We start from the raw sequence: 24,037 nt of genomic DNA on the forward strand, positions 1-24,037 counted from the left end.
GCGCGGCGGACGGCCCCCGTCCCGGGCCGGTCGCCCGCGTCCTGATCGGCGCCGTGCGCTTCTACCAGCACTGGATCTCCCCGGCGCTGCCTCCGACCTGCCGGTTCTACCCGAGCTGCAGCGCCTACGCGGTCGAGGCCGTCCAGGTGCACGGAGCGCTGCGCGGGACCGGTCTGGCAGTTCTGCGACTGTTGCGCTGCGGACCGTGGCACCCTGGCGGTGTGGACCCCGTGCCGGAACGCCGGGCGCGGGCCGGCCCCGGACCTGCGGCGTCTGCCGACCCTGCGGCGGGGGCCGCGCGCGCCCACCACGAGCCCCACGACTGCGCCAGGAACTGCGAGGAGCAAGCGCCGTGCTGAACTTCATCTACTACCCCGTGTCCTTCATCATGTGGGTCTGGCACCAGGCGTTCGGCTACGTCCTCGGCGAGGACAAGGGCATCACCTGGGCGCTGTCGGTCGTGTTCCTCGTCTTCACGCTGCGGCTGATCCTCTACAAGCCCTTCGTCGGCCAGGTCCGCTCCATGCGCAAGATGCAGGAGATGGCCCCGGAGATGCAGAAGCTCCGGAAGAAGTACGCCAACGACAAGCAGAAGCTCGCCGCGGAGATGCAGAAGCTGCAGTCCGAGAACGGCGCGAACCCGCTGGCCGGCTGCCTCCCCGTGCTCGTCCAGGTGCCGGTGTTCATCGGCCTGTTCCACGTGCTCCGCGAGTTCAGGCCGGGCAAGACGGAGAACTACTTCTTCGGCGCGGACGAGGTCAAGTCGTTCATCGACGCGGACCTGTTCGGCGCCAAGCTCGGCGCCTCGGTGGTCCCGCTGCAGGGTGCGCCCAGCCTCGAGAGCCTGGGCACGGACGTCCCGAGCATGCTGATCGTGATGATCCCGCTGATGATCGCGGCGGGCATCTTCACCCACATCACCGCGCGGCACTCCGTCGCCCGCCAGGCGGAGGCCCAGGCCGCCGCCCCGCAGGCCGCGATCATGAACAAGCTAATGCTGTACGTGTTCCCGATCGGCGTCGTCGTCGGTGCCCCGTTCCTGCCGCTCGCCATCCTCTTCTACTGGGTCTCGAACAACCTGTGGACCCTCGGCCAGCAGTACCTCGTGTACCGGAAGATCGACGCCGAGGAGACGGAGAAGCGCGAGCAGGCCGTCGCCAACCGCAACGCCCTCGCCCCGAAGCCGGGCCAGAAGCCGCAGGTGCGGCCGCAGGGGGACGACGGGTCCGAGACCCCGGTGGACGCCGAGCCGTCGGCGAACGGCAACGGCTCGACCAACGGGAACGGGAGCTCCGCCCCGGCGAAGAAGCCCGGGGCCAAGCCCGTGAGCGCCAAGCGCCAGGGCGGCCAGGGCAACCGCTCGGGTGGTGGCGGCTCGCGTCCGCAGGCCGCCCGGAACAAGGGACGCAAGCGACGCTGACGCGCCGCGGCCACGTCGTCGAGCAGCCGTACCGGCGCCGAACGTCGCAGCCGCCGCGGCGCCCACGAACCTCCGGAGCCCGCCCGGGTGCGGGCTCCTCGGTGGGCCGACGGGACAGGTCCCCGTCGGCCACCGGAACACCTCGAAGGGAGAACCACCGTGCCGAAGACGGCAGAGGAGGGCTCGGCGCCCCCCGCCACCCCCAAGGCGGACACGCCGACGTCGGGCGAGGACCAGCTGATCCGCGAGGGTGACATCGCGGGCGACTACCTCGAGCGGCTGCTGGACATCCTGGACTTCGACGGGGACATCGACCTCGACGTCGAGGCCGGCCGCGCGATCGTGAGCATCGACGGCGGCGAGGACCTGGAGAAGCTCGTCGGCGACCGGGGCAACGTCCTCGAGTCGCTACAGGAGCTCACCCGGCTCGCCGTGCAGCAGTCCTCGGGCAACCGGAGCCGGCTGATGCTGGACATCGCAGGCTGGCGTCAGCGCCGCCGGGACGAGCTGACCGAGATCGGCAAGCGGACGGCCGTCGACGTGCTGGAGACCGGCGAGCCGGTCCGGCTGCGCCCGATGACGCCGTTCGAGCGCAAGGTCGTGCACGACGCCGTCGCGGGGGTGAAGGGCGTCTTCAGCGAGAGCGAGGGCGAGGAGCCGCGCCGGCAGGTCGTCGTCTCCCGGACGAAGTGAGCGGGACCGGGCGAGCCGAACCGGTCGTGGCGCCCTCCGGTCCTCAGGGACCGGGGGGCGCTTCCGTACCCGTACCCGGCTCCGCAGCCGGCTCCGAGGAGGTCGCGTTTCACGTGGAACATCCACCGCCGGCTGCCGCCGAGGTCTTCGGCCCCCGGCTCGACGCGGCCGCCCGCTACGTCGAGCACCTGGCGACGTCCGGGGTGGAGCGAGGCCTCATCGGCCCCCGCGAGACCCCCCGGTTGTGGGATCGGCACGTGCTGAACTGTGCTGTCGTCGCGGAACTGATGCCGGACAGCGCGAACGTGGTCGATATCGGCTCGGGAGCGGGCCTGCCCGGGATACCGTTGGCGCTCGCCCGTCCCGATCTTCGGATCGTGCTCGTCGAACCGCTCGCCCGCCGGGTCGAGTGGCTCGACGAGGTCATCGCGGATCTGGGCCTGTCGCTCACCGTCGAGCGGGGCCGGGCGGAGGAGAATGCGATCAGGCGTCGATGGGAGGGGGCCGACGTGGTCACCGCTCGTGCTGTCGCACCGCTGCACCGCCTCGCCGGCTGGGCCATCCCGCTGCTCCGCCAGGGCGGCACGATGCTCGCGGTGAAGGGCGCCTCCGCACCCGAGGAGATCGCCCGGGACGCCGACGCCGTCCGGAAACTGGGCGGTGGCGCTCCGCGGGTTCTGCACTGCGGGGTGGGCGTCGTCGATCCCCCGAGCACCGTGATCGCCGTCGACCGGGAGTCCCGGCCGAGCGGGCGGGCCGGACGCCGGGACCGGAAGAAGGGGCAGCGGCCGTGACTGCTGTTCCACGTGAAACATCGAAGGAAGGTCCCCGCGTGAGCATCGGCTGGACCCCCATCGCGGAGGAGGCGGAACGCGCGGCGCGCGTCCTGCATCCGGACCGGCACTCGATGCCGAAGCCCGCGCACAGGCGTGTCCTCACCGTCGCCAACCAGAAGGGTGGCGTCGGCAAGACGACCAGCACCGTCAACATCGCCGCGGCGCTCGCGCTGCACGGCATCCGGGTGCTCGTCATCGACCTGGACCCGCAGGGCAACGCCAGCACCGCGCTCGGTGTGGAACATCGGGCGGGCACGCCGTCGATCTACGAGGCGTTGCTCGGCGAGATCAGCCTGAGCGAGGCCGCGGCGCAGAGCACGGCGTCGGAGAATCTTCTGTGCGTCCCGGCCACGATCGACCTGGCCGGGGCCGAGATCGAGCTCGTGAGCATGGTGGCCCGGGAGTCGCGGCTGAAGCAGGCCCTCTCCGACGCGGTGCTCGACGAGCTGGACGTGGACTACGTCCTCATCGACTGCCCGCCGTCACTCGGCCTGTTGACGGTCAACGCGCTCGTCGCGGCCGCCGAGGTGCTGATCCCGATCCAGTGCGAGTACTACGCGCTGGAGGGGCTCGGCCAGCTGCTCAGCAACATCGACCTCGTACGGTCGCACCTCAACACCGCGCTGCACGTCTCCACGATCCTGCTCACCATGTACGACGGGCGGACGAAGCTCGCCGATCAGGTGACGTCGGAGGTCAGGCAGCACTTCGGGGGCACGGTTCTGCGTACGGTGATCCCGCGCAGCGTCAAGGTCTCCGAGGCGCCGGGATACAGCCAGACCGTGCTCGCCTACGACCCCGGCTCGCGGGGCGCGATGAGCTACGTCGACGCCGCCCGGGAGATCGCCGCCTACGGCGCCGAGATGGGTATCCCAGAGACGAACGGGCGGTAGCGATGATGGCCGAGCGCAAGGGTGGTCTGGGCCGCGGGTTGGCCGCGCTGATCCCGACGGGCCCCCCGCCCGGCTCCCCCGGTGAGACGCCGATCCCCCGCCCGTCGACGGACGTGCCGGACCGGTGGAGCCGGCCCCTCGCCTCGGTGCCGGACAACCCGCCCGTCGACGGTGACGGGTACGGCGCCGTGTACCGCGAGATCCCCGTGGAGGCGATCCGGCCGAACGCCAAGCAGCCCCGCACCCAGTTCGACGACGAGCACCTCGCCGAGCTCGAGCACTCCATTCGCGAGTTCGGCCTGTTGCAGCCGGTCGTCGTGCGGGAGACGAGCCCCGGCAGCTTCGAGCTCGTCATGGGTGAGCGCCGCTGGCGGGCGTCCAGGCGCGCCGGGCTCGAGGTGCTGCCGGCGATCGTGCGGCAGACCGGCGACGACGCCATGCTGCGGGACGCGCTGCTGGAGAACATCCACCGCGTCCAGCTGAACCCGCTCGAGGAAGCCGCCGCCTACGAGCAGCTGCTCGGGGAGTTCGGGGTCACCCACACCGAGCTGGCGGACCGGATCGGCCGTAGCCGGCCGGTCGTCACGAACATGATCCGGTTGCTGAAGCTGCCGGTGCCGGTCCAGCGCCGGGTCGCGGCCGGCGTGCTGTCGGCCGGGCACGCCCGCGCGCTCCTCGGGCTCGACGAGGCGGAGAAGCAGGAGGAGCTCGCCGCCCGGATCGTCGCCGAGGGCATGTCGGTGCGGGCGACCGAGGAGGCCGTCGTGCTGGCACGCAGCGAGCGGGCTGCCCCGGCCCGCAAGGCCCGTCGCGCCCCGATCCACGCACCCGGGGCCGACCGGCTCGCGGAGAGCCTGTCGGACCGCTTCGACACCAGGGTCAAGGTCGAGCTCGGACAGCGCAAGGGCCGCATCGTCGTCGAGTTCGGCTCGGTCGAGGACCTGGAGCGGATCGCTCAGCTGATGGGCCGCGCCGAGGACTGAGCGCTCCCCGCCGTACAGACGAAGAGGCCCGATGATGCACGTGGAACATCGGGCCTCATGGCGTTCCGGCCGGGCACTACCCGCGTTCGACGGCGCGCTCGACGAGGGCGGCGAACAGCTCGCCGAGGTCCATCCCGGCCGCCGCGACGGCGGTCGGGAGCAGCGACGTGTCGGTGAGTCCCGGGGACACGTTCACCTCCAGGATCTGCACCCGTCCGTCGGCGTCGACGACGGCGTCCATGCGGGAGATGTCCCGGAGCCCGAGGAGCTGGTGCGCCTGGAGGGCGGTCTCCTTCAGGAGCTCGACGGTCTCCTCGGGCAGGCGGGCCGGGCAGTGGAAGGTCGCAGCACCCTGGGTGTAGCGAGCCGTGTAGTCGTACACGCCGCCCGGCACGTCGACCTCGACCGGAGGCAGGGCGCGCGGGCCGCCGGCGCCGTCGTCGACCACGGAGACGGCGACCTCCGTGCCGACGACGAACCGCTCCGCGAGGACTGTGTCCGCGTAGGCGAGACAGCTGACCATCGCGGCGGGCAGGTCCGCGGCGGCCCGGACCACCTGCGCGCCGAGGGCGGAGCCGCCCTGGTCCGGCTTCAGCATCAGGGGCAGGCCGAGACGCTCGACCATGGCGTCGAGCACGGCCTGTGCCCCGAGCTCCCGGAAGGTCGTGTGCGGGAGCGCGACCCAGTCCGGCGTGCTCAGGCCCGAGCGCGCGAGTTCGGCCTTGGCGGTCGGCTTGTCCCACGCTCGGCGGGAGGCCTGGGCCGAGGTGCCGACGAACGGGATGCCGAGAAGCTCCAGCACCGCCTGCACGGAGCCGTTCTCGCCCTCTCCCCCGTGCAGCGCGACCACGGCGGCGTCCGGCCGGTCCGTGCGCAGCCGTTCGATCAGGGACGCGTCGGCATCCCATTCACGGACGTCGATCCCGGCCTTGCGCAGCGCCCCGGCGAGCCTCCTGCCCGATCGCAGGGAAACCTCGCGCTCATGGGAGAGCCCACCCGCCAACACGGCCACGGTTCGATCGTTCACGCCGGCATTCTGCGCTACGGCCCGGAGCGGCTAGTCATGCGGCCGGCACGTGCGGGGCGATGTTCCACGTGAAACAGCAACGGGAGCCTTCGGGCTGCCCGGTCCCGGCTTCCGGGGTCCGGGGTGGTTCGGCGGAAGATCGCGCGTGGCGGTCCGTCGGCGGCGCCCGAGGAACTCGCCGGGGACCTTGAGCCCCTGCTCTTTCGTGACCGCCCACTGCACCCCCGGGCTTGCCGCGCCGCCCGGTTCTTGCGGTCGACGTGCTCGCGCATCTCTGGGCCTGTCCACGCAGGGTCGTCGTCTTGAAGGCGCGCTCCCCTGGATCGGCACGGGATGTCGCGGGACGTCGCGGGCGGGATCCGCCCGACGCGGGCGCCGGACCACCGCTTCGCGCCGAGAGGGTACGGGAATCTGCGGAGGCGCGGTCGGCCACAGCTGCCGCGTCCTCCGTCCGGCTGGTCGCCCCGTCTTCGGCAGGCGGGGCGAAATCCGAACGGCGCGGGGACACGTCGCTCCCGCGGTGCGGCGAGGCACCGGCGCGTCGTCGGAGGACCACATCCGGGATCAGTGCCGGGCGTTGATCGCCGCCGCCCTCTCGCCCTCTCGCCCGCACGCACTCACCACAGCGCAGGACGTGGTGGAGAGCCGGATGGCCTCGGCCGCTACCCCGGCGCGACGCAGGACGTGCGCGCGCTCCTTGGGATGCCGTACAAACCGGTGTCCGATCGGGTCGGATCATCAAGGCCGGCAGGTCCGGCAGGTCCGGCAGGTCCGGCAGGTCCGCCGCGAAGGCGTGTAGCGCCGGGTGCGGCCGGGGGCGTCGACGGACGACATCGGGCGGGGCGGGGTCCTCGATGTTCCACGTGAAACACCGCTCGTCGGACCGTGTCCTTGTTTCACGTGAAACGCGTGGAACAGCGCCCGCCGAATGCGCTCCCCCGCGAAGTGGCCCGGCGACCTGCAGGACCCAGCGAGTGGTGTCCACCCGCGCGCGGCGCCGCGTCGAGGTGGAAGTCGCCACCCGCGCGCCGCACCCACCGGTCGAGACGTTTCACGTGAAACACCGGGTGCTCAGCAACTCCTGGCGCGGCAATGCGGTAGAGGATCCACAGCCTCGAAATGGGGCTTTGCCGTTCGGCGTGCTCACACGGCGGCCCAGAGGAGCAGAGGGAGTCGGCCTCGGAAGGGCGATGCACCTCTGTCGCCCTCGATCGGATCGCCCTCCGGGAAGCCGACCCCAGCGCGGGAAGGCGCCGTTTCACGTGAACAGCTTCCGGAACGCCGGCGCTCCGGGCGAGGGCGCCATTCACGTGGACCAGAGCCGCTCTCCCCGGCCCACCCTTCAGCCTGTGGAGTGCGTTCGGGCAGGTGCTGGAGTCCGCACGCGAAAGGAGCGCGAGCAGCACGGCGCAACGAAGGCACCGTTTCACGTGAAACGCGCCGGGTCCGGCGGTGCTGGAGTGCGCCCCCGTTTCACGTGAAACAGCGCCAGCCGCACCGACGAGCCTCCGAACTCCTTGCGATGTCCCGCCGGCCGTCGGCGCCTCTGCTGCGGCTCGCGGTCACCACGTTCGTGCCCGTGGCGCGAAACCGCGACGCCGTACCCGGCGCGGCGGGGCGCGTAGGGCCGCATCAGCGCCGATACCCCGCCCACTGCGGCCGCTGATCCCAGGGTCCCATCGCGCGCAACGCGCCCCGGGAGCGCCGGAGAGGCGGAGAGGCGCTCTCAGGGCCCGCTGTGGTCGGCCTGGAGAGAGGGTGGATCAGGCGGTGTCCGGGGACGGGGCCTGCGGTCCCTGGCCCAGCACCACGCGGGCAGGCCTCCCCTGCACCCCGAACGTCTTCATCACGTCCAGCTCCGCCTCGAGCACGGCGGCGAACCGCCGGACGCCCTCGGCGATGCGCTCCGGCGTCGGGTAGCAGTAGGAGAGCCGCAGCTGACGGCTGCCGAGGCCGTCCGCGTAGAAGCCCGTGCCGGACGCGTACGCGACCCGCGCGGTGACGGCGCGGGGCAGCATCGCCTTGCTGTCAACGCCTTCGGGAACGGTGAGCCAGACGTAGAAGCCGCCGTCCGGGACCGTCCAGGTGCAGCCCTCGGGCAAGTGGGTCTCGAGCGCGGTGAGCATCGCGTCCCGGCGCTCCCGGTACACCTCGGTGAACGTCTTGATCTGGGCGCGCCAGTCGTGGTTCTCGAGGTACCGGGACACGAGCATCTGCGTGAAGCTCGGCGGGCACAGCGTCGCGGACTCCGCGGCCAGCACCAGCCGGTCCCGCACGGCCGGCGGGACGAGCGCCCAGCCGACCCGCAGCCCCGACGCGAACGTCTTGGAGAAGGAGCCGAGGTACACGACGTCCCGGTCCATCGACCGCAGCGCCGGGTAGACCGTCCCCGTGAAGCCGAGCAGGCCGTACGGGTTGTCCTCGACGACACCGACGCCGTACTCGGCGCACAGGTCCAGGACGCGCTGCCGGCGGTCGACGGCCATCGTCACGCCGGCGGGGTTGTGGAAGTTCGGGATCGTGTAGAGGAACTTCGGCGTGATCCCCTGGGCGGCGAGGCCGCGCAGCGCGTTCTCCAGGAGCTCCGGCACCAGCCCGAGCTCGTCCATCGCCACGTGGACGACGCGCGCCTGGTAGGCCGCGAAGCTGCCCAGCGCGCCGACGTACGAGGGCCCCTCGGCGAGGATGACGTCGTCCGGGTCGCAGAAGATCCGCGTGATCAGGTCCAGGGCCATCTGCGACCCGACGGTGACGACGACGTCGTCCGGATCGGCCTCGATCCCCTCCTCGCGCATCACCTCGCAGATCTGCTCGCGCAGCCGCGGGACGCCCTGCGCGGAGCCGTACTGCAGGGCCACCTGGCCGTCCCGCGCCACCAGATCGGCGACCTCGGCGGACAGCGACTCGAGCGGCAGCGCCGCCAGGTTGGGCATCCCACCGGCCAGCGAGACGACCTCGGGCCGGCTCGCGACGGCGAACAGGGCCCGGATCTCGGAGGCGATCATCCCCGAGGTGCGGGTGGCGAACCGCTCGGTGGGAGGTACGAGCGCCCCCGCTGCCGCCGCTGCCGCCGCCCGCGAGACGGGGAACTCGGGCTGGCTGTACGGCGGGATCGACACGGGGATCCTCCTGCTCACGGGGAAAGGACCCGGCGAGTGTAACCGGGACGGGTGGTCCTCCTGCCCTTCGGCGAGGCTGGGCCGCCGGTCGCCTCACTCGGGGTGTTGTGTGGAGCTGTATCGATTTAAGCTCGTCGAGCGCCGGGGGCATCCGGTACAGCTGTCAGTGCAGCATCTGTCAGTGCAGTGTCGTCACGACGGCCGCCCGTACTCCGGGCGGCCTGCCGGAGGTCCTCTCGTTGTCCTGGCACGTCGACTCACTCAACTTGGACAATCTCGACGACCTGCCCAAGCGGTGTCGTCGCTGTGTCTTCTGGGAGCTCTCGCCGCACCTCTCCCGGCAGGCGGAGGACTTCGCCTCCACGGAGCTGGAGAAGGAGGCCTGGATCTCGGAGATCCTCCTCGAGTGGGGCTCCTGCGGGAAGGTCGTCTACATGCGCGGCGTCCCCGCCGGCTATGTCGTGTACGCGCCGCCGTCGGCCGTCCCCCGCGCCGAGGAGATGCCGACCGGTCCCGTGAGCGCGGACGCGGTTCTCCTCACCACGATGCAGGTGATGCCGGAGTTCGCCGGCGAGGGCCTCGGCCGGATGCTCGCTCAGGCGGTCGTGAAGGACCTCACCCGCCGCGGCGTCAAGGCGGTCGAGGCGTTCGGGGACGCGCGGCCCGGATCGGAGCCGGGCTGCGTCATGCCCGCGGACTTCCTCCGCCGCGTCGGCTTCAAGACCGTCCGGCCGCACCCGCGCTGGCCCCGGCTGCGGATGGAGCTCCGTTCGGGGATCACGTGGAAGGAGGACGTCGAGCACGCGCTCGAGCAACTCCTCGGGACCGTGACCATTCCGATGCAGGCTGCGGCGCCGGTCGAGCGCCCCGCACCCCGGGTACCGGCCCCGGCCCAGGTGCTGCCAGCGACGTTCTGAGGGCTCGCTGAGCGCCCCGTCAGCGGCCTGGAAGATCCATCCGAGACACCGAGGGCCGGGAACGAGCGAATGCCCGTTCCCGGCCCTCAGATCGTCGTAGGGGCGAGTACGCCCCGGAGCGACCGGACTTAGATCGCCTGTGCCTGGCCCCGGCCCAGCTCGCGGGCGAGCACGTCGGAGAACGTGAACGTCCCGGTCGGCTGGTCGTCCTGACCGAGCAGGTACAGCCGTTTGACGGCGACGAGGATGCCCTCGGCCACGATGTCCCGGAACGCCGGGTCCAGTAGCTTCTGCCGGTCCCCCATGTTAGTCAGGTAACCGATCTCCACCCGGACCGTGGGCATGCGCGTCAGCCGCAGCAGCTCCCACGTCCGCGCCTGGCTGCCGCAGTTCAGCATCGCGGTGCGGGTGAGCAGCTCGCGCTGGATCAGCCCGGCGAGCGCCTCGCCCACGGTGGACGTCGCGCCCGAGCCGTTGCCGAAGTGGAAGGTCGCGAGCCCCTGAGCGTGCATGCTGTGGTTCGCGTCGGTGTGCAGGGAGAGGACGAGATCCGCGCCGGCGGCGTTCGCGAACGTGGCGCGCTCGGCGTCCGCGGGGCAGGTGTCCTCGCGGCGGGAGAGCAGCGCCTCCATGCCGGTGGCGGCCATCCGCCCGACGAGGCGGCGCCCGAGGTCCCAGACGAGGTCCGCCTCGTCGACCCCGGAGACCTGAACCCCACGGTCCTGTCCGCCGTGCCCCGGGTCCACCACGATCCGCTTGCCCCGCAGCCGGGGTCCGGCGCGCCGCAGGAGCTCCTGCTCGCGCAGCAGCCCGGGCCGGCCACCGGTCACCTTGCGGCCGAGCTGCCGCAGTGAGCGCAGCGTCGCCGGCCCGCACACGCCGTCCGGCGTCAGCCCGTAGTCGCGCTGGAACCCGCGCAGGGCGTTCTCGGTCATGTCGTCGAACACGCCGCCCGGGCGGCCCGGGTCGTACCCGAGCTCGAGCAGCCGTTCCTGGAGCTGGGCGACGTCGTCGCCGCTCATCGGGGAGGAGACCAGCAGCGCGAGCATGCGGTCCCCGAGCTTCCAGCTCGCCTCACGCAACGCGCGGTAGGTGGCGTGCCCGACGATGCCGTCGGTGATCAGCCCCCGGCGTTGCTGGAAGGCCTGGACGGCGTGCTCGACGTCGTCGTCGAAGTAGTTCTCGGACGGTGCCGGCCCGGGAGGGGCCAACAGGCCGTACTCCCGCAGCTTCGCCCGGATCTCGACGACCGCCGGACCACTGTCCCCGCGGCGGAGCAGCTGCATGCACCCCTCGCTCGATCGATCGTGGCGCCCCTCGAACACCCCCGGCGTGGTGCCCGGGACGCTTTCGGCGACGCACCGTCACCGCCGGATCTCCCGGCGTCGGCCGTCGACCATTGTGCCCTGCCCCTTCCCGGTCGGGCGACAGCGGGGCGTACACGGGCGTGTCCCGACCGTTGCCGGCCGGGACACGCTGGAGGTTTTCCCGGCTCAGCCGAGGTGGTCGGACAGATCGGAGAGCAGCGCGGCCTTCGGCTTCGCGCCCACGATCTGCTTCACCGGCTCGCCGTTCTTGAAGAGGATCATCGTCGGGATCGACATGACCTGGTAGTCACGCGCCGTGGCCGGGTTCGCGTCGATGTCGAGCTTCGCGACGGTCAGCGTCTCGGCGTGCTCGCCGGCGATCTCGTCGAGGACCGGGGCGACCATCTTGCACGGACCGCACCAGGTGGCCCAGAAGTCGACCAGGACGGCCTTGTCGCTCTTCAGGACGTCCGCCTCGAAGGAGGCGTCGGTGACGTCCACGGTGTTCTTGCCCATCAGATGATCTCCTCGGATCGGTGTGGCGAGGTCGAAGTTCAGCTCAGGACGGCGGCGACGTCCTGGGAGGACGAGCCGTACCCGCCGCCGGCGAGCTCGGGGTCGATCGGCTCCTCCGCCAGCCAGCGCTCGGCGTCGATCGCGGCGGAACAGCCGGAGCCGGCCGCGGTGACGGCCTGCCGGTAGGTGTGGTCCACGAGGTCGCCACAGGCGAAGACGCCCGGGAGGTTCGTGTACGTGGTGGGCGACTTGGTCTTCACGTAGCCGGCGTCGTCCAGCTCGACCTGGCCCTTCACCAGCTCCGAGCGCGGGTCGTGGCCGATCGCGACGAACATGCCGGTGACGTCCAGCGTCGACTCCTCGCCGGTGACCGTGTCCTTCAGCTTCAGTGCGGACACGCTCTTGTCCCCGACGACCTCGGTGACGGCCTTGTTCGTCTCCCAGCGCATCTTCGGGTCGTTCTGCGCGCGCTCGAGCATGATGCGCGAGGCACGGAAGTCGTCCCGGCGGTGGATGATCGTGACGGACTTCGCGAAGCGGGTGAGGAACGTGGCCTCCTCCATCGCGGAGTCCCCGCCGCCGACGACGGTGATGTCCTGGTCCCGGAAGAAGAAGCCGTCACAGGTGGCGCAGGCGCTGACGCCGCGGCCGAGGAGCTGCTGCTCTCCGGGAATGTTCAGGTAGCGCGCCGCGGCACCCATCGCGAGGACGACGGCACGAGCCCGATAGGTCACGCCGTTGGCGGTGACCTCCTTGACCGCGCCCTCGAGCTTCACCTCTTCGACGTCCTCCGCGCGCAGCTCGGCGCCGAAACGCTTGGCCTGCCCGCGCATCTGCTCCATCAGGTCGGGACCCATGATCCCGTCCGTGAAGCCCGGGTAGTTCTCGACCTCGGTGGTGGTCATCAGCGCGCCACCGAACTGCGTCCCCTCGAACACGAGCGGTTCGAGCTGGGCCCGGGCGGCGTAGACGGCTGCGGTGTAGCCGGCGGGCCCGGACCCGATGATGATCAGATTGCGCACCTGGTCGGCGCTGCTGCTCTGGGTGGTCACGGGTTCTTTGTCCTTTCGCCGGTCGCAGACTGCTCAACGTGATCCTAGGAGCGGTGATTCCCCGTGCCACGCCCGCGGCCACCCGCTGGTGAGTCCGATCACCCACCCAGGACGGAGTCGACGAGCAGGGCACCGCCGGCGGCGGGAGTGTCGAGGCCGCATCCGGGCTCGGCGAGGACCACCCGGAACCGCCCCAGAACCCCTGTCGTCATGACGACGAGAACCCCTGACCTGCCGTTCATCGTAGTCTCCCGGGTGCCGACGACCGGTCCCGGCGGGGCCGCGCCGACGACTGACAGGCACGCGCCGAGCCGGGAGCGGTCGGTGAACGGGCCGCTGGGCGGGGCGGCCAGTGTCGCGGCGACCGCCCCCGCGAGATCGGGCGCGGCGTCCCCCGGATCGGCGGGCCCCTGCGCCACGGGCAGCGCGAGCGCGACCGCGACCGCGGCCGCGGCGGCCGTGAGCACCACGGGCCGGCGCCGTCGTGCCGCGGGAGCCCTCGGCGCCCGAGCCACCCCGTCCGCCTCCCGGTCGACCCGGTCGAGCTCCTCCGCGAGCCGCCCCGCGAGGTCCCTGGGCATCCGCAGGGGCGGTTCGGCGGCCAGCTCGGCCCGGGTGGCGGCCAGCGCCCTGCGGACGATCTGCGGGTCGCTCACGGCGCCTCCTCCCACAGATGGCCCAGGATCGGCGCCAGGCGGCGCCGTCCCCGCGCACACCGGCTCTTCACCGTCCCGGCCGGTATCCCGAGGATCTCCGCGGCCTCGGCCACCGGGCAACCCTGGACGTCGACCAGGACCACCGCCACCCGCTGCTCGACGGGCAGCAGGGCCAGTGCGTCCGTGACCGTGATCCGGGTGACCAGGCCGGCGGCGAGGTCCCGCGGGTCCGCGAGGTCCGCCGCGGGCCGGGCTGCGGCCGGCGGCCGGACCCGGCGGGACCGCACGAGGTCCAGGCACTTGTTGACGACGATGCGGTGCAGCCACGTCGACACCGACGCGTCCCCGCGGAACCGGGCCGCGCCCCGGTAGGCGGACACCACCGCCTCCTGCAGGACGTCCTTCGCGTCCTCGGGATCGCGCAGGATCCGCAGCGCGACGGACCAGAGCCGGTCCCCGTGCCGGCGGACCAGCTCGTCGAACGCCGCCCGCTCCCCGGCGAGATGCGCGTCCAGCAGCTCCTGGTCCGCCCGCACCGGGCCGGGCGCGGGGCCCCGAGGTGGACTGGTGGGTGCGGACACGGGGCGACGCTAGGCCGGTGCCCCTGCTCCCCGTGGCGGTTCCGGGGAGCCGTTAGCGACAGTGAATGCGGGTCGGACGGAACGCGGGTCAGACGTCCGCACGGTAGAAGGTCAGCTCGTCGATCTCGGTGACGTTGTCGATGCCGCCCCCGCCGAGCTTCGTGATCCAGACCAGGACGTGCTCCACGGGCTGGCTGTCCGCGAGCGAGATCGTGGTGCTGCCGGACTTCAGCGTCTGCTTCGCGAGCAGCACCGTCTCGCCCAGCTGCGCGTTCTCCGAAGGAGCCGACCGGATCTCGACGACGGTGCCGTCGCTGGGGGACTGGACGGTCAGCCGGGAGAGCTGCTCGACGGACACGAACGACGTCATGATCCCGATGCCCGGCTTGAGCGCGGGGAACGGCTGCCGGTACTCCGCGGTGGCCCAGCTGGTGGTGAGGTTGCCGTCGACGGCTCGGGACACCCGGGCCGCGTTGTCGCTGTCCCCGACCGGGTCGAACACCCTGGCCTGCGGATTCGCGATCGCGACGCCGGGGGTCGGCGGGGCGGCCCGGTTGTCCTGGCCGGGGGTGGCGGACCCGCCGACGACGATTGCCGGCCCGCCCCCGCCGTTCCCGAACAGGGCCCCGAGCTGCACGCCCAGGTACCCGAGCACGACGAGCACGCCGACGGCGAGCACCCCGAGCCCGACCAGCAGCTTGCGGTGGCGGTCCGGGTCCTTGGTCCCGCTGTCCCGCCTGCGGTCCTGCCAGACGTCACCCGGGCTGGTGGAGGTGCCGTCGTGGACGGGCGGGAACAGGGCGGAGCGGTCGTCCTCCGCGACGACCTCGTCCAGCATGGCGCGCACCGCGGCCGCGGTGTGGACCCGGCCCGAGGCGGTCTCACCGCCGATGCCGAGGGTTCCGGTGCAGACCGCGTCCAGCTCGACGGGCACGCCCTGGCGGACGGCCGACGGGGCGGGCGGCTCGCCGTGCGGCCGGTCCGCGGCGGCCAGCCCGGCGCGCGCGGCGTCCGAACCGGACAGCGGCCACGCCGAGGTCAGAAGGGTGTAGAGGATCGCGCCGAGGCCGCGCACGTCGTCCGCGGGGGTGAGCCCGGGCCGCGGCAGCACGAAGGCGACCTGCGCCCGGCCGTCCGGGGTGATCCGGATGCGCTGCGGGTGGTCGCAGCCCAGGACCAGGCCGTGACCGTGCGCGTCCTCCGCGGCGGCGGCGAGTGGCTCGACCATCCGGGCCGCGGCCAGGGGCCGGATCAGGCCGTCCGCGACGGTCTCGGCCAGGCTGCGGCCCGGGACCCATTCGGTGACGGCGGCGCCCAGGACGTCCTCGGGCATGCCCCGGGACCCGGCGGCCAGCACGTCCAGCAGGCGGGCGCACCCGGCGTGCTCGAAACAGCCCGCCCGCAGCGCCCGCACGATCATGTCCTCGGCCCGGGCGGACGAGTCCGGGTCCGGTGTGCCGTCGACGGGCAGCCGACGCAGCACGGTGACCGCGACGTCCCGCTGCAGAACGGTGTCCTCGGCCCGCCAGAACTCCGCTCCCGCGCGCAGGTCCGCGCCGACGCGGGCCCGCAGGGCGTAGCGCTCGGCGATGACGTCGCCGGCGGAGGTGGCGGCGGGATCGGGGGCACGGAGCCCGTTCGGCGGCCGGACCGGCTCGGAGGGACTCTGCTGCGCGGGCACGATCGGCTCCTCGGCGGTACGGACACCTGCGGCGTCGCCACGCACCGCAGGGCGGTCTCCACCTGCGGCGGGCCGCGGTCCCGTCTGCCCGCTCACCGGCGTCGACCTCCCCCCGCGACCTTCCGGTCCGTCGTCGTGTGCCGGGCCCAGCCTACGTCAGGTGACGTGTCCGCGACGAGGATTCGGGCCCCGGCGAGCCGGGGCCCGTTCCGCCGGCGCGCGGCTCTAATGACGCGAGGGTGGCCGCCGCAGCGGAACCGTGGGCCCGGTCGGGTCTCCCCCGGACCCAGGTCCCCGGGGTGCGCGTCCCGGCTCGTCGTCCGGCGGCCGGCTGTCGCGTGCGGGCCGTGGCGGCCGGACGGGCGGCCCCGTGGGCCCGGTGGGCCCGGTGCTCCCGGCACCCGTCACCCCGGCGATCTCGCCGGTCGGAGCGTCGTCGGGCCCGCGGCCGGGCGGCGGGACGCCTGCGCCTGGCGCGCCGCCGTCCCCGGAACGGATGCGCCGCACGATCCGGAATCCGGCCAGGATCACCAGAGCCACGCCCGCGACCACGGTGAGCCAGACCGTCACCACGCCGTAGACCGTGGACCGGACCTGCAGCCGGGTCGGCGGGCCCAGCGTGCCGCCGTCCGGGGTCCGGACCGCCGCCTCGACGGGGAAGGTGCCCGACCGGGTCACCTCGGCGTCGACCCGCACCTGGACGCGGCCCAGCGGCGGAACGCGCTGCACCGGGATGGTCGAGACCCGCAGGCCGCCGCCGACGCTCGCCAGCTCGACCTGCACCGTCATGGTCACGGGCAGCCCGTTCGCCACGGTGAGCAGGATCGGCGCGTCCCGGGTGCCGAGCGAGTAGGGGCCCGGCGGCTCGAGGACCCGGACCGAGCCGACGAGCTCGGAGATGCGGGTGCCCACTGCCGCCGCGGCGGCGGCCGCAGCGCCCGGGTCGCCGCGCCAGGCGGACGAGGCACCCCGCAGCAGGCCGCGCAGCAGCGGGTCGAAGACCTCCGTCGGGTCCGCGCCGACGCCCGGCTCGTAGGTCGAGGCGGCCCGCAGGCGTTCGACGGCGTCCCGGTCCGCGACCAGGCCCTCGACGACCGAGGCGGGGATCTCCGCGGTGCTGGCCCGCACCGGGTACGCCACGGCCGTCGGCGTGGCGCCGGGCGTGGGTCCCGCGGAGACGGACGCCCCGAGCGCGCGGGGCGCCAGCAGGCCGTCCTGCAACAGCCGGGCGGCCGCCGCGAGCAGGGCGTCGGCGCCGGACCCGTCCGCCTGCCAGCGGTGCGGCGGGGCGAGCACGAGCGGCCCCTGCCGGTCCGCGCTCCCCGGGGCGGCCGCGGCGGCGGCGCGGGCACGGAAGGCCAGGGCCCCGACGGCGTCCTGGGTCGAGAGCGGCCCTTCGCTGCCGGAGAGCGACGTGCTCGGTGCGCCGGTGTTGCCGGCACCGGTCCCCGGGTCCGTCGTCCCCGCGGCCGCCTCGGTGAGCAGCGGGTCCGTGATCACGGCGGTGACCGCAGTGTTCGCCGGGGCCCCGGTGGGCGGTTCCAGCGCCACCACGCCGGAGGTCCGGGTGGCCCGCCCCTGCGCGATCCCGTCCGCGGACAGCAGCACCGCCGACGAGCTGTCCTGCGCGATCCCGACCCGGCCCAACGTCGCGTCGTCGACCAGGCCGTCGGCGGGCCAGAGGGTGTCCGCGAGGACCGGGGTCCCGAGGGTGGCCGCGGCGGTGGCGCGGCCGTCGTCGACGGCGCGCGAGGCGAGGTCCGGGGCGCCGTTGCGGACCAGCGAGACGAGGTCCGCGTCGTCCTGCGGAAGGGCGAGCACGCAGCTGCCGCGCAGCACGGTGGAGAGCCGGTCGACCCAGCGACCCGCGGCCTGGGCACCTGCGCCGGGGATCGTCCCGGACGGCGTGCGCACGACGTACCCGTCGCGCATCGCGGCCGCGGTCTCCACGAGCTCCGGATCGACGGCGACGCACATCGCGGCCCGCAGCGGCGTCCCGGCCGGAGCTCGCGAGGCCAGGGTGGACACCAGGCCGTCGAGGCGGCCACCGGGGGCGAAGGAGGCGGCGAGGTCGTCGTCGGTCAGCGTGGTCTGCTCACTCGGGACCACCGGCAGCCGGTGCGGCACGTCCGCGATCGGGTACAGCATCGTGAACGGCGTCGCGGCACCGTCGACGGGCGGGGGGCCGCTGCCCGGCAGCGACTGCACGGCGAGCAGGGTCCGCACCGCGGCGAGCCGTGCGCGGACCCCGTCCTGCGCGCCGTTGACGTTGACCAGCAGCGGGTAGACGCCCGGCCGGGTCAACGCGAGGCTCGTCGTCGGCGGGCCGGTGAACGGGAGCGTGATCCGCACCGGGACGGAGCCGCCGGGGGCCAGTGCGTCCGGCAGGTCCGTGAAGGTCGGGGTGACGGCGTCGACGGCGGCGCTGCCCTCCAGCGCGTCGCGGACCTGGCCCTCGGCGGTCAGCGCGTCCCCGCGCTGGATCCGCAGGCCGATCCCGTCGACCGCGGTCGTGCTGGTGTTCGTCAGGGTGCCGGTGACGGTGAGCTCGGCCGGCCCGTCCGACGTGACGAGGCCGGGCGCGAGCTGGTTCAGCGTGAGCTGCAGCGGGCCCGCGGCCGGGTTCCGGGGCGGGGCGGCCGGGACCGCGCCGGACGCGCTGCCGGCCATCCCGGTGAGCAGGAGCAGGACGAGCACGGCCGCGGCCGCGGCCCCTCTCACGCGGTCTCCTCCAGCAGCTCCGTGGCCCGGCGGATCAACCGCCGCTCGTCGGCGTAGGCGAGCCGGGACTCCAGCTCGCCCAGCGGTACCCAGGCGACCTCGGAGACCTCCACGTCGTCGTCGCACAGCTCGCCGCCGAGGGCGCGCATGAGGAAGTGGTGCACGGTCTTGTGTACGCGGCGGTCCTCGGCGATGAACCAGAAGTCGATGGTGCCCAGGGGTGCGACCACCCGCCCGATGATGCCGGTCTCCTCCTCGACCTCGCGCACCGCCGCCTGTTCCGCGGTCTCACCGGCCTCGATGTGCCCCTTCGGCAACGACCAGAGCAGCCGGCCGCGGCGGTCCAACCGGCCGATCACCGCGGCCGTGCCGTGCTCCTGGTCGACGACCAGTCCCCCGGCGGACGTCTCGTCCACGGTCCGCAGCCGGCGACGCCGGTCCGCGGGACGGCCCGCGCGGCGCCCTCCGGAGCGACCGCGGGAAGAGGACATGTGGCGATGGTAACGAGGGAGCAGGTCGCCGGTGGTCAACTCGCTCGCCGGCCTCCGTCACGTCCCCGCCGTTCGGGGCTTTCCGCCAGGCACGGGGCACGTCGACGGCCGGTGAGCCCCCGGGAGAAGTATGGGTGCGCCGGACGTCCGGGGCGGCGCCTACACTGGCCCGCCGTGTCTTCTCCGCTCGTGATCCCGGGAACCGCCGTCGCGGCCCACCCCGCCGACGGTGCCCTCGATCGGGGTACCCCGTCCGTACCTGCCGCTCTGCCCGAACCGGCTGCACTGCACCGGGCCCAGGAGAATGCACTCGTGGAGCTGCTCGACATCCCCGCGGTCGCCGAGGACCTCGCGTCCCGGTTCGCCGGGGCCGGCCACCGGCTCTACCTCGTCGGCGGCAGCGTGCGGGACGCGCTGCTGCGCCGCGGCAGCAACGACCTGGACTTCACCACGGACGCGCGCCCGGACGTCGTGCTGCGGCTGCTCTCCGGCTGGGCGGACGCGATCTGGGACACCGGCATCGAGTTCGGCACGGTCGGCGCGCGCCGCCACGACCACGTCGTCGAGATCACGACCTTCCGCGCGGACGCGTACGACCGGGTGAGTCGCAACCCCGTCGTGCGGTTCGGGGACTCCATCGACGACGACCTCGTCCGCCGGGACTTCAGCGTCAACGCCATGGCCGTCGAGCTGGGCGAGCGGCGCTTCGTGGACCCGCACGGCGGGGTCGCGGCCCTGTCCGCAGGCGTCCTGGACACCCCGGCCGCCCCGGAGGACTCCTTCGCGGACGACCCGCTGCGCATGCTCCGCGCCGCGCGGTTCGTCTCGCAGCTGGGGTTCACGCCGTCGGAGCGGGTCGTCTCGGCGATGACCGCGATGGCCGGCGAGCTCGCCCGGATCACCCGCGAGCGGGTGCAGGCGGAGTTCAGCAAGCTGCTGCTCGGGGAGTTCCCGCGGCGGGGCATCGAGCTGCTCGTGGACACCGGGCTGGCCGAGTTCGTGGTGCCCGAGGTGCCCGCGATGCGGCTCGCGATCGACGAGCACATGCAGCACAAGGACGTCTACACGCATTCGCTCGTGGTCATGGAGCAGGCGATCGACCGGGAGACCGACGGCCCGGACCTCGTGCTGCGCCTCGCCGCGCTGCTGCACGACGTCGGCAAGCCGCCGACCCGGCGCAAGGAGCCGGACGGCCGGGTGAGCTTCCACCACCACGAGGTGGTCGGCGCGAAGATGGTGCGCAAGCGGCTGCGGGAGCTGCGCTACCCCAAGCACCTGATCGACGAGGTGGCCCAGCTCGTCTACCTGCACCTGCGGTTCCACGGCTACGGCAAGGGCGAGTGGACGGACTCGGCGGTGCGCCGCTACGTCACCGACGCGGGCCCGCTGCTCGAGCGCCTGCACCGGCTCGTCCGCTCGGACTGCACGACGCGGAACAAGCGCCGGGCCGCCGCCCTGCAGCGCTCGTACGACTCGCTCGAGGACCGGATCAGCGAGCTGCGCAAGCAGGAGGAGCTCGACGCGATCCGCCCGGACCTCGACGGCAACGCCATCATGGAGATCCTCGGCATGAAGCCGGGGCCGCTGGTCGGCAAGGCGTACAAGCACCTGCTGGGCCTGCGGATGGAGCGCGGCCCGCTGGGCCGGGCCGAGGCCGAGCGCGAGCTGCGGACCTGGGCCGCGGAGAACGTCCCGGCGGAGTAGCCGGTCAGCCGCGGCGGCGGAGCAGCCGGTCGTGGGCCAGCAGGCCCACCAGGTAGACCGCCGCCGCGGAACCCAGCAGCAGCGGGGCCGTCCCGTCCGGCGGGCTGAGCAGCGCCGCCACCGTGACGGCCAGGACGTAGCAGACGTTGAAGACGCCGTCGTAGAGCGCGAACACCCGGCCACGCACCGCGTCGTCGGTCTCGCTCTGCACGCCGGCGTCCGCGCACAGCTTCACCATCTGTCCCGCGGTGCTCAGCACGAACGCGCCTGCGAGCACGCTCGGCGGGGACAACGTCAGCGCCACGACGACCATCGCCACGGCGGCGACGAGCAGCGCCACCCGCACGGTCCGCGGCCGGCCGATCCGGTGCACCAGGAACGGCGTCAGCAGCGCGGCCACGCCCATCCCGGCCGCGGCGGCGACCACGGCCTCGCCCAGCCCCGCCATGCCGCCGTGCAGCAGCCCCGAGCCCGTGAAGGCGTAGCGGAACAGCAGCAGGGACACCAGCGTGCTCACGCCGAACGCGAGCCGGTGCGCGGCGAGGGCGAGGAAGGTGGCGGCGACGGTGGGCGTCCGGAAGACCGCCCGCGCGCCGTCCACGAACCCGTGCGCGACGGCCGTGAGTGCCCGGTCCGGCTCGTCGCGCGAGTCCGGTCCGAGGACCTTCCGGCCGAAGGTCGCCGCGACGAGCCCGGCGACCAGCGGGCCGGCCGCGGCCAGGGCCGTCGTGATCGCCGACCCGGCATTCCCTGCCCCGGCCAGCATCCGGATCCCGACGGCCGACGCCCCGCCCAGCGCCGCGACCCCGGCCCCGACGGTGACGGCCAGGACGTTCGCCTCGACCAGGTGCCGGCGCAGCACGACGTGCGGCAGCGCCGCGGACAGCCCGGACAGCACGAACCGGTTCACCCCCATGACGGCGAGCGCCCCGAGGTAGAGCGGTGCCCCCGCGACCCCGGCGCCCACCGCCACCGCGACGATGCCGATCAGCACCACCCGCAGCAGGTTCGCGACGAACAGGACCCGCCGGCGGTCCCAGCGGTCCAGGAGCGCCCCGGCGAAGGGGCCGAGCGCGGAGTACGGCAGGAGCATCACCGCGAGCCCGGCGGCGACGGCCATCGGGTCCGCCTGCCGTTCCGGGTTGAACAGGACCGCACCGCCGAGCGCGGCCTGGAACATGCCGTCGCCCCACTGCGCGGGCAGCCGGACGGCCATCAACCTGGCGAAACCGGGGCTGCGCAGGAGCCCGGCGATCCCGAGCTTCCGAACCCGTTCATCGCAGGAAGTGACGCCCTCGTCACTCTCCGGTGAGGTGGTGCGAGGAACTGACACGGGTGGGAGGTTACTGCGCCGGCGAGGGTGCGACGATGGACCACGTGAGGGACGACCGCACCGGCCCCGGGGCCTCCACCCCTGTCGGTCCGGGCACCTTGCTCGTGGCCGCCCCGGGTCTGACGGACCCCAACTTCGCGCGCACCGTCGTGTACGTGGTCGAGCATCGGGCGCAGGGCAGCCTGGGCGTGGTGCTCAACCGACCGGGGGACGCCGAGGTCCGGGACGTGCTCCCGGCCTGGGGATCCGCCGCGTCGGAGCCCCGGACGGTGTTCACCGGGGGCCCCGTCGACGGGACGACCGCCCTGTGCCTGGCCGCGCTGCGCACCGGGCAGGACGCGGAGGGGCTGGACGGGGTCGTCGTCGTCCGCGGGCCGGTGGTGCTCGTGGACCTGGACGGCGACGTGCGCCGGATCGCGCCCCGGCTGCGCGGGCTGCGGGTGTTCGCCGGCTATTCCGGCTGGGACTCCGGGCAGCTCGCCGGGGAGATCGCGCGCGGGGACTGGATCGTCGTCCCGGGCCTGCCGGACGACGTGCTCACCGGCCGGCACTCGGACCTGTGGGGCCGCGTCCTGCGCCGCCAGGGGGTACCGCTGGCGCTGCTGGCGACGTTCCCCGCGGAGATCGGCCTGAACTGACGGCGGGCCTCGGCCGAGGCCTTCCGCGACGGCCTGTCGGCGGGGACCCTGGAGCGGTCCGCCGGCGGGAGGAGCCCCATGTCGGGTGCGCGCAGGTCCGTGGTGCTCGCCCTGCCCCTGCTCCTCGTGGGGTGCACGCACCCCGTCACCGGCACGGCCACCGCGGCTCCACGCCGGGTGCTGGACTCGGCCGCCGTCGAGCGGGACGTGCGGGAGGTGGTCGCCGCGGATCCGGCCACGAGGGACGCCGCGGCCGGCGCCCGGGTCGTCTGCCCGCAGGGCGTCCCGGCAGACCGCAATCTCGTGGTGTTCTGCGACGTGACGGGGGACGGGCTGCGGCTGAGCGTGCCGGTCACGATCCTCGATGCCGACGGGGACTACCAGGTCGGGTCCGCGTTCTGACGCCCGTCCCGTTCATACGATCGTCCAAGACGAACGTGTGGACGAGAGTTCGGCGCGCGCCCGGGTGGTGCGCGGCCGACACTGGGCCGCCGACACTCGGGAGCCCGACGCACGGAGGTCACATGCCACGCCCCACCCCGCAGGTCCCGGGCCCCGGCCAGGAGTCCGTGTGGGACTACCCCCGCCCGCCGCGGGCCGAGCGGATCACCCGTCGCGCAGTCGTCACCCACCGCGGCACGGTCGTCGTGGACACCGACGACCTGGTCCGCGTGCTCGAGACCAGCCACCCGCCGACCTACTACCTGCCCCGCACCGCCTTCACCGAGGGCGTGCTGCGCCCGGTCGAGCGCGAGACCTTCTGCGAGTGGAAGGGCGTCGCCCGGTACGTCGACGTCGTGGTGCCCGGCGCGCCGCCGCTGGAGGCGATCGGTTGGTGGTACCCGACGCCGGACCGCCGCTACCCGGAGGTGACGGACCGGGTCGCGCTGTACGCGGGCCCGTTCGACGAGATCACCCTCGGCGCCGAGAAGGTCGTCCCCCAGCCCGGCGGCTTCTACGGGGGCTGGGTCACCGACGAGATCGTGGGGCCGTTCAAGGGAGGCCCCGGTTCCTGGGGCTGGTGACCCGCCTGCGTCACGGGTTCGGCCGGCAGCCCTCGACGAGGGAGCAGCCAGCGCAGGCCCCGGCGCACGCGAACTCCGGCTGCTCGGTGGCCGCGAGCCGGGCCGCGGCCCGGTCCCCCAGCGTGCCGCCGGCCCCGGCGAGCAGGACCGCGCCGATGCCGCCGACCACGGTGACGATCCAGGCGAGCTCGGCGGCGGGGGCGGCGAGCAGCACGGCCGCGGCGACGACGAGCACGGCCCCCGCGGCGCCCAGGAGCGGGGCGGCGACCCGGTTGGCCAGCGCGAACGTGCGTTCCGACGCCATCGTGGCCGCGGTGTGCACGCCCGCGTACCGGTTGCGTCGCAGCCGCGAACACCCGCCGAGCACGGCGACGGCGAGCAGGGCGACACCGACGAGGACGAACAGCACGCCGAGCACGAGGCGGAGGGTCTGCGGCACGACAC

23 protein-coding genes are annotated in these 24,037 nt (G+C 73.6%); 11 read left to right on the forward strand and 12 right to left on the reverse strand.

All coding sequences use genetic code 11. From position 1 onward, the window contains the following. The first annotated feature begins 41 nt into the window (after nt 1–41). The 6 genes from yidD (at nt 42) to JWP64_RS27515 (ending at nt 4,825) form a co-directional block, all read left to right on the forward strand. On the forward strand, nt 42–359 hold the full coding sequence (yidD, locus tag JWP64_RS27490) for a membrane protein insertion efficiency factor YidD (protein WP_297502908.1): 318 nt from the start codon (nt 42–44) through the stop codon (nt 357–359). Then, nucleotides 353–1,420, forward strand: coding sequence for a membrane protein insertase YidC (gene yidC / locus JWP64_RS27495; protein ID WP_297502844.1), 1,068 nt, complete (start codon nt 353–355; stop codon nt 1,418–1,420). The genes yidD and yidC overlap by 7 nt, the downstream gene beginning before the upstream one ends. 159 nt (nt 1,421–1,579) lie before the next feature. Continuing rightward, entirely contained in the window at nt 1,580–2,113 is a 534-nt protein-coding gene (locus JWP64_RS27500; RefSeq protein ID WP_297502845.1) for a R3H domain-containing nucleic acid-binding protein, read from the forward strand. A 113-nt stretch (nt 2,114–2,226) separates the two neighbouring features. Then, the gene (gene rsmG / locus JWP64_RS27505; RefSeq protein WP_297502846.1) at nt 2,227–2,907 is read left to right on the forward strand and encodes a 16S rRNA (guanine(527)-N(7))-methyltransferase RsmG; all 681 of its coding nucleotides are present in this window, start codon (nt 2,227–2,229) and stop codon (nt 2,905–2,907) included. Between the two features lie 38 nt (nt 2,908–2,945). Beyond that, nucleotides 2,946–3,842: a ParA family protein gene (locus tag JWP64_RS27510; protein WP_297502847.1), complete on the forward strand. Its 897-nt coding sequence runs from the start codon at nt 2,946–2,948 to the stop codon at nt 3,840–3,842. A gap of 5 nt (nt 3,843–3,847) precedes the next feature. Next, nucleotides 3,848–4,825 (forward strand): ParB/RepB/Spo0J family partition protein, encoded by a 978-nt coding sequence (locus JWP64_RS27515; RefSeq protein ID WP_297502848.1) that lies wholly within the window; start codon nt 3,848–3,850, stop codon nt 4,823–4,825. 76 nt (nt 4,826–4,901) lie between these two features. Here the strand turns inward: JWP64_RS27515 and JWP64_RS27520 are convergent, their stop codons facing one another. Then, nucleotides 4,902–5,852 (reverse strand): D-alanine--D-alanine ligase, encoded by a 951-nt coding sequence (locus tag JWP64_RS27520; protein ID WP_297502849.1) that lies wholly within the window; start codon nt 5,850–5,852, stop codon nt 4,902–4,904. 1,763 nt (nt 5,853–7,615) lie between these two features. Further along, nucleotides 7,616–8,971, reverse strand: coding sequence for a PLP-dependent aminotransferase family protein (locus tag JWP64_RS27525; RefSeq protein WP_297502850.1), 1,356 nt, complete (start codon nt 8,969–8,971; stop codon nt 7,616–7,618). A 239-nt stretch (nt 8,972–9,210) separates the two neighbouring features. On the opposite strand from JWP64_RS27525, the gene JWP64_RS27530 reads away from it, so the two are divergent. Beyond that, nucleotides 9,211–9,888: a GNAT family N-acetyltransferase gene (locus tag JWP64_RS27530; protein ID WP_297502851.1), complete on the forward strand. Its 678-nt coding sequence runs from the start codon at nt 9,211–9,213 to the stop codon at nt 9,886–9,888. A 128-nt stretch (nt 9,889–10,016) separates the two neighbouring features. Here JWP64_RS27530 and JWP64_RS27535 read toward each other — a convergent pair whose 3' ends face one another. The 8 genes from JWP64_RS27535 to JWP64_RS27570 form a co-directional block, all read right to left on the reverse strand. Beyond that, nucleotides 10,017–11,174, reverse strand: coding sequence for an N-acetylmuramoyl-L-alanine amidase (locus JWP64_RS27535; RefSeq protein WP_297502852.1), 1,158 nt, complete (start codon nt 11,172–11,174; stop codon nt 10,017–10,019). Between the two features lie 207 nt (nt 11,175–11,381). Then, nucleotides 11,382–11,711: a thioredoxin gene (gene trxA, locus JWP64_RS27540; protein WP_297502853.1), complete on the reverse strand. Its 330-nt coding sequence runs from the start codon at nt 11,709–11,711 to the stop codon at nt 11,382–11,384. 38 nt (nt 11,712–11,749) lie between these two features. Beyond that, nucleotides 11,750–12,763: a thioredoxin-disulfide reductase gene (trxB, locus tag JWP64_RS27545; RefSeq protein WP_297502854.1), complete on the reverse strand. Its 1,014-nt coding sequence runs from the start codon at nt 12,761–12,763 to the stop codon at nt 11,750–11,752. A gap of 98 nt (nt 12,764–12,861) precedes the next feature. Then, complete coding sequence (locus JWP64_RS27550) at nt 12,862–13,419, reverse strand: hypothetical protein (protein WP_297502855.1); 558 nt, start codon at nt 13,417–13,419, stop codon at nt 12,862–12,864. Further along, nucleotides 13,416–14,000: an RNA polymerase sigma factor SigM gene (sigM, locus tag JWP64_RS27555; protein WP_297502856.1), complete on the reverse strand. Its 585-nt coding sequence runs from the start codon at nt 13,998–14,000 to the stop codon at nt 13,416–13,418. Before sigM ends, JWP64_RS27550 begins: the two co-directional genes overlap by 4 nt. 88 nt (nt 14,001–14,088) lie before the next feature. Continuing rightward, nucleotides 14,089–15,681: a protein kinase family protein gene (locus JWP64_RS27560; protein WP_297502857.1), complete on the reverse strand. Its 1,593-nt coding sequence runs from the start codon at nt 15,679–15,681 to the stop codon at nt 14,089–14,091. Between the two features lie 225 nt (nt 15,682–15,906). After that, nucleotides 15,907–18,402: a DUF6049 family protein gene (locus JWP64_RS27565; protein ID WP_297502858.1), complete on the reverse strand. Its 2,496-nt coding sequence runs from the start codon at nt 18,400–18,402 to the stop codon at nt 15,907–15,909. After that, nucleotides 18,399–18,893 (reverse strand): NUDIX hydrolase, encoded by a 495-nt coding sequence (locus JWP64_RS27570; protein WP_297502859.1) that lies wholly within the window; start codon nt 18,891–18,893, stop codon nt 18,399–18,401. Before JWP64_RS27570 ends, JWP64_RS27565 begins: the two co-directional genes overlap by 4 nt. A 267-nt stretch (nt 18,894–19,160) precedes the next feature. Here JWP64_RS27570 and JWP64_RS27575 point away from each other — a divergent pair, with 267 nt between their 5' ends. Further along, the gene (locus JWP64_RS27575) at nt 19,161–20,597 is read left to right on the forward strand and encodes a CCA tRNA nucleotidyltransferase (RefSeq protein WP_297502909.1); all 1,437 of its coding nucleotides are present in this window, start codon (nt 19,161–19,163) and stop codon (nt 20,595–20,597) included. A gap of 4 nt (nt 20,598–20,601) precedes the next feature. On the opposite strand, the gene JWP64_RS27580 is transcribed toward JWP64_RS27575, so the two are convergent. Further along, complete coding sequence (locus tag JWP64_RS27580; protein WP_366890695.1) at nt 20,602–21,930, reverse strand: MFS transporter; 1,329 nt, start codon at nt 21,928–21,930, stop codon at nt 20,602–20,604. A gap of 35 nt (nt 21,931–21,965) precedes the next feature. Here JWP64_RS27580 and JWP64_RS27585 point away from each other — a divergent pair, with 35 nt between their 5' ends. The 3 genes from JWP64_RS27585 (at nt 21,966) to JWP64_RS27595 (ending at nt 23,593) form a co-directional block, all read left to right on the forward strand. After that, the gene (locus JWP64_RS27585; RefSeq protein ID WP_297502860.1) at nt 21,966–22,568 is read left to right on the forward strand and encodes a YqgE/AlgH family protein; all 603 of its coding nucleotides are present in this window, start codon (nt 21,966–21,968) and stop codon (nt 22,566–22,568) included. Between the two features lie 78 nt (nt 22,569–22,646). After that, nucleotides 22,647–22,970: a DUF4333 domain-containing protein gene (locus JWP64_RS27590; RefSeq protein ID WP_297502861.1), complete on the forward strand. Its 324-nt coding sequence runs from the start codon at nt 22,647–22,649 to the stop codon at nt 22,968–22,970. 122 nt (nt 22,971–23,092) lie between these two features. Further along, nucleotides 23,093–23,593 (forward strand): DUF427 domain-containing protein, encoded by a 501-nt coding sequence (locus tag JWP64_RS27595; protein WP_297502862.1) that lies wholly within the window; start codon nt 23,093–23,095, stop codon nt 23,591–23,593. A gap of 10 nt (nt 23,594–23,603) precedes the next feature. Here the strand turns inward: JWP64_RS27595 and JWP64_RS27600 are convergent, their stop codons facing one another. Beyond that, a complete protein-coding gene (locus JWP64_RS27600; RefSeq protein WP_297502863.1) occupies nt 23,604–24,032 on the reverse strand; it encodes an SdpI family protein in 429 nt (142 codons plus the stop codon). Nucleotides 24,033–24,037: the final 5 nt, after the last annotated feature.

Origin of the sequence: Pseudonocardia sp. (assembly GCF_025465255.1) — a bacterium.
In the GTDB taxonomy this organism is placed as follows: domain Bacteria; phylum Actinomycetota; class Actinomycetes; order Mycobacteriales; family Pseudonocardiaceae; genus Pseudonocardia.

Excerpts from the sequence above, each read along its gene's own strand:
- trxA (WP_297502853.1), bottom strand. The coding sequence starts at position 11,711 with ATGGGCAAGAACACCGTGGACGTCACCGACGCCTCCTTCGAGGCGGAC.
- JWP64_RS27515 (WP_297502848.1), top strand. The coding sequence starts at position 3,848 with ATGGCCGAGCGCAAGGGTGGTCTGGGCCGCGGGTTGGCCGCGCTGATC.
- JWP64_RS27590 (WP_297502861.1), top strand. The coding sequence starts at position 22,647 with ATGTCGGGTGCGCGCAGGTCCGTGGTGCTCGCCCTGCCCCTGCTCCTC.
- JWP64_RS27570 (WP_297502859.1), bottom strand. The coding sequence starts at position 18,893 with ATGTCCTCTTCCCGCGGTCGCTCCGGAGGGCGCCGCGCGGGCCGTCCC.
- JWP64_RS27585 (WP_297502860.1), top strand. The coding sequence starts at position 21,966 with ATGGACCACGTGAGGGACGACCGCACCGGCCCCGGGGCCTCCACCCCT.
- JWP64_RS27595 (WP_297502862.1), top strand. The coding sequence starts at position 23,093 with ATGCCACGCCCCACCCCGCAGGTCCCGGGCCCCGGCCAGGAGTCCGTG.
- JWP64_RS27535 (WP_297502852.1), bottom strand. The coding sequence starts at position 11,174 with ATGCAGCTGCTCCGCCGCGGGGACAGTGGTCCGGCGGTCGTCGAGATC.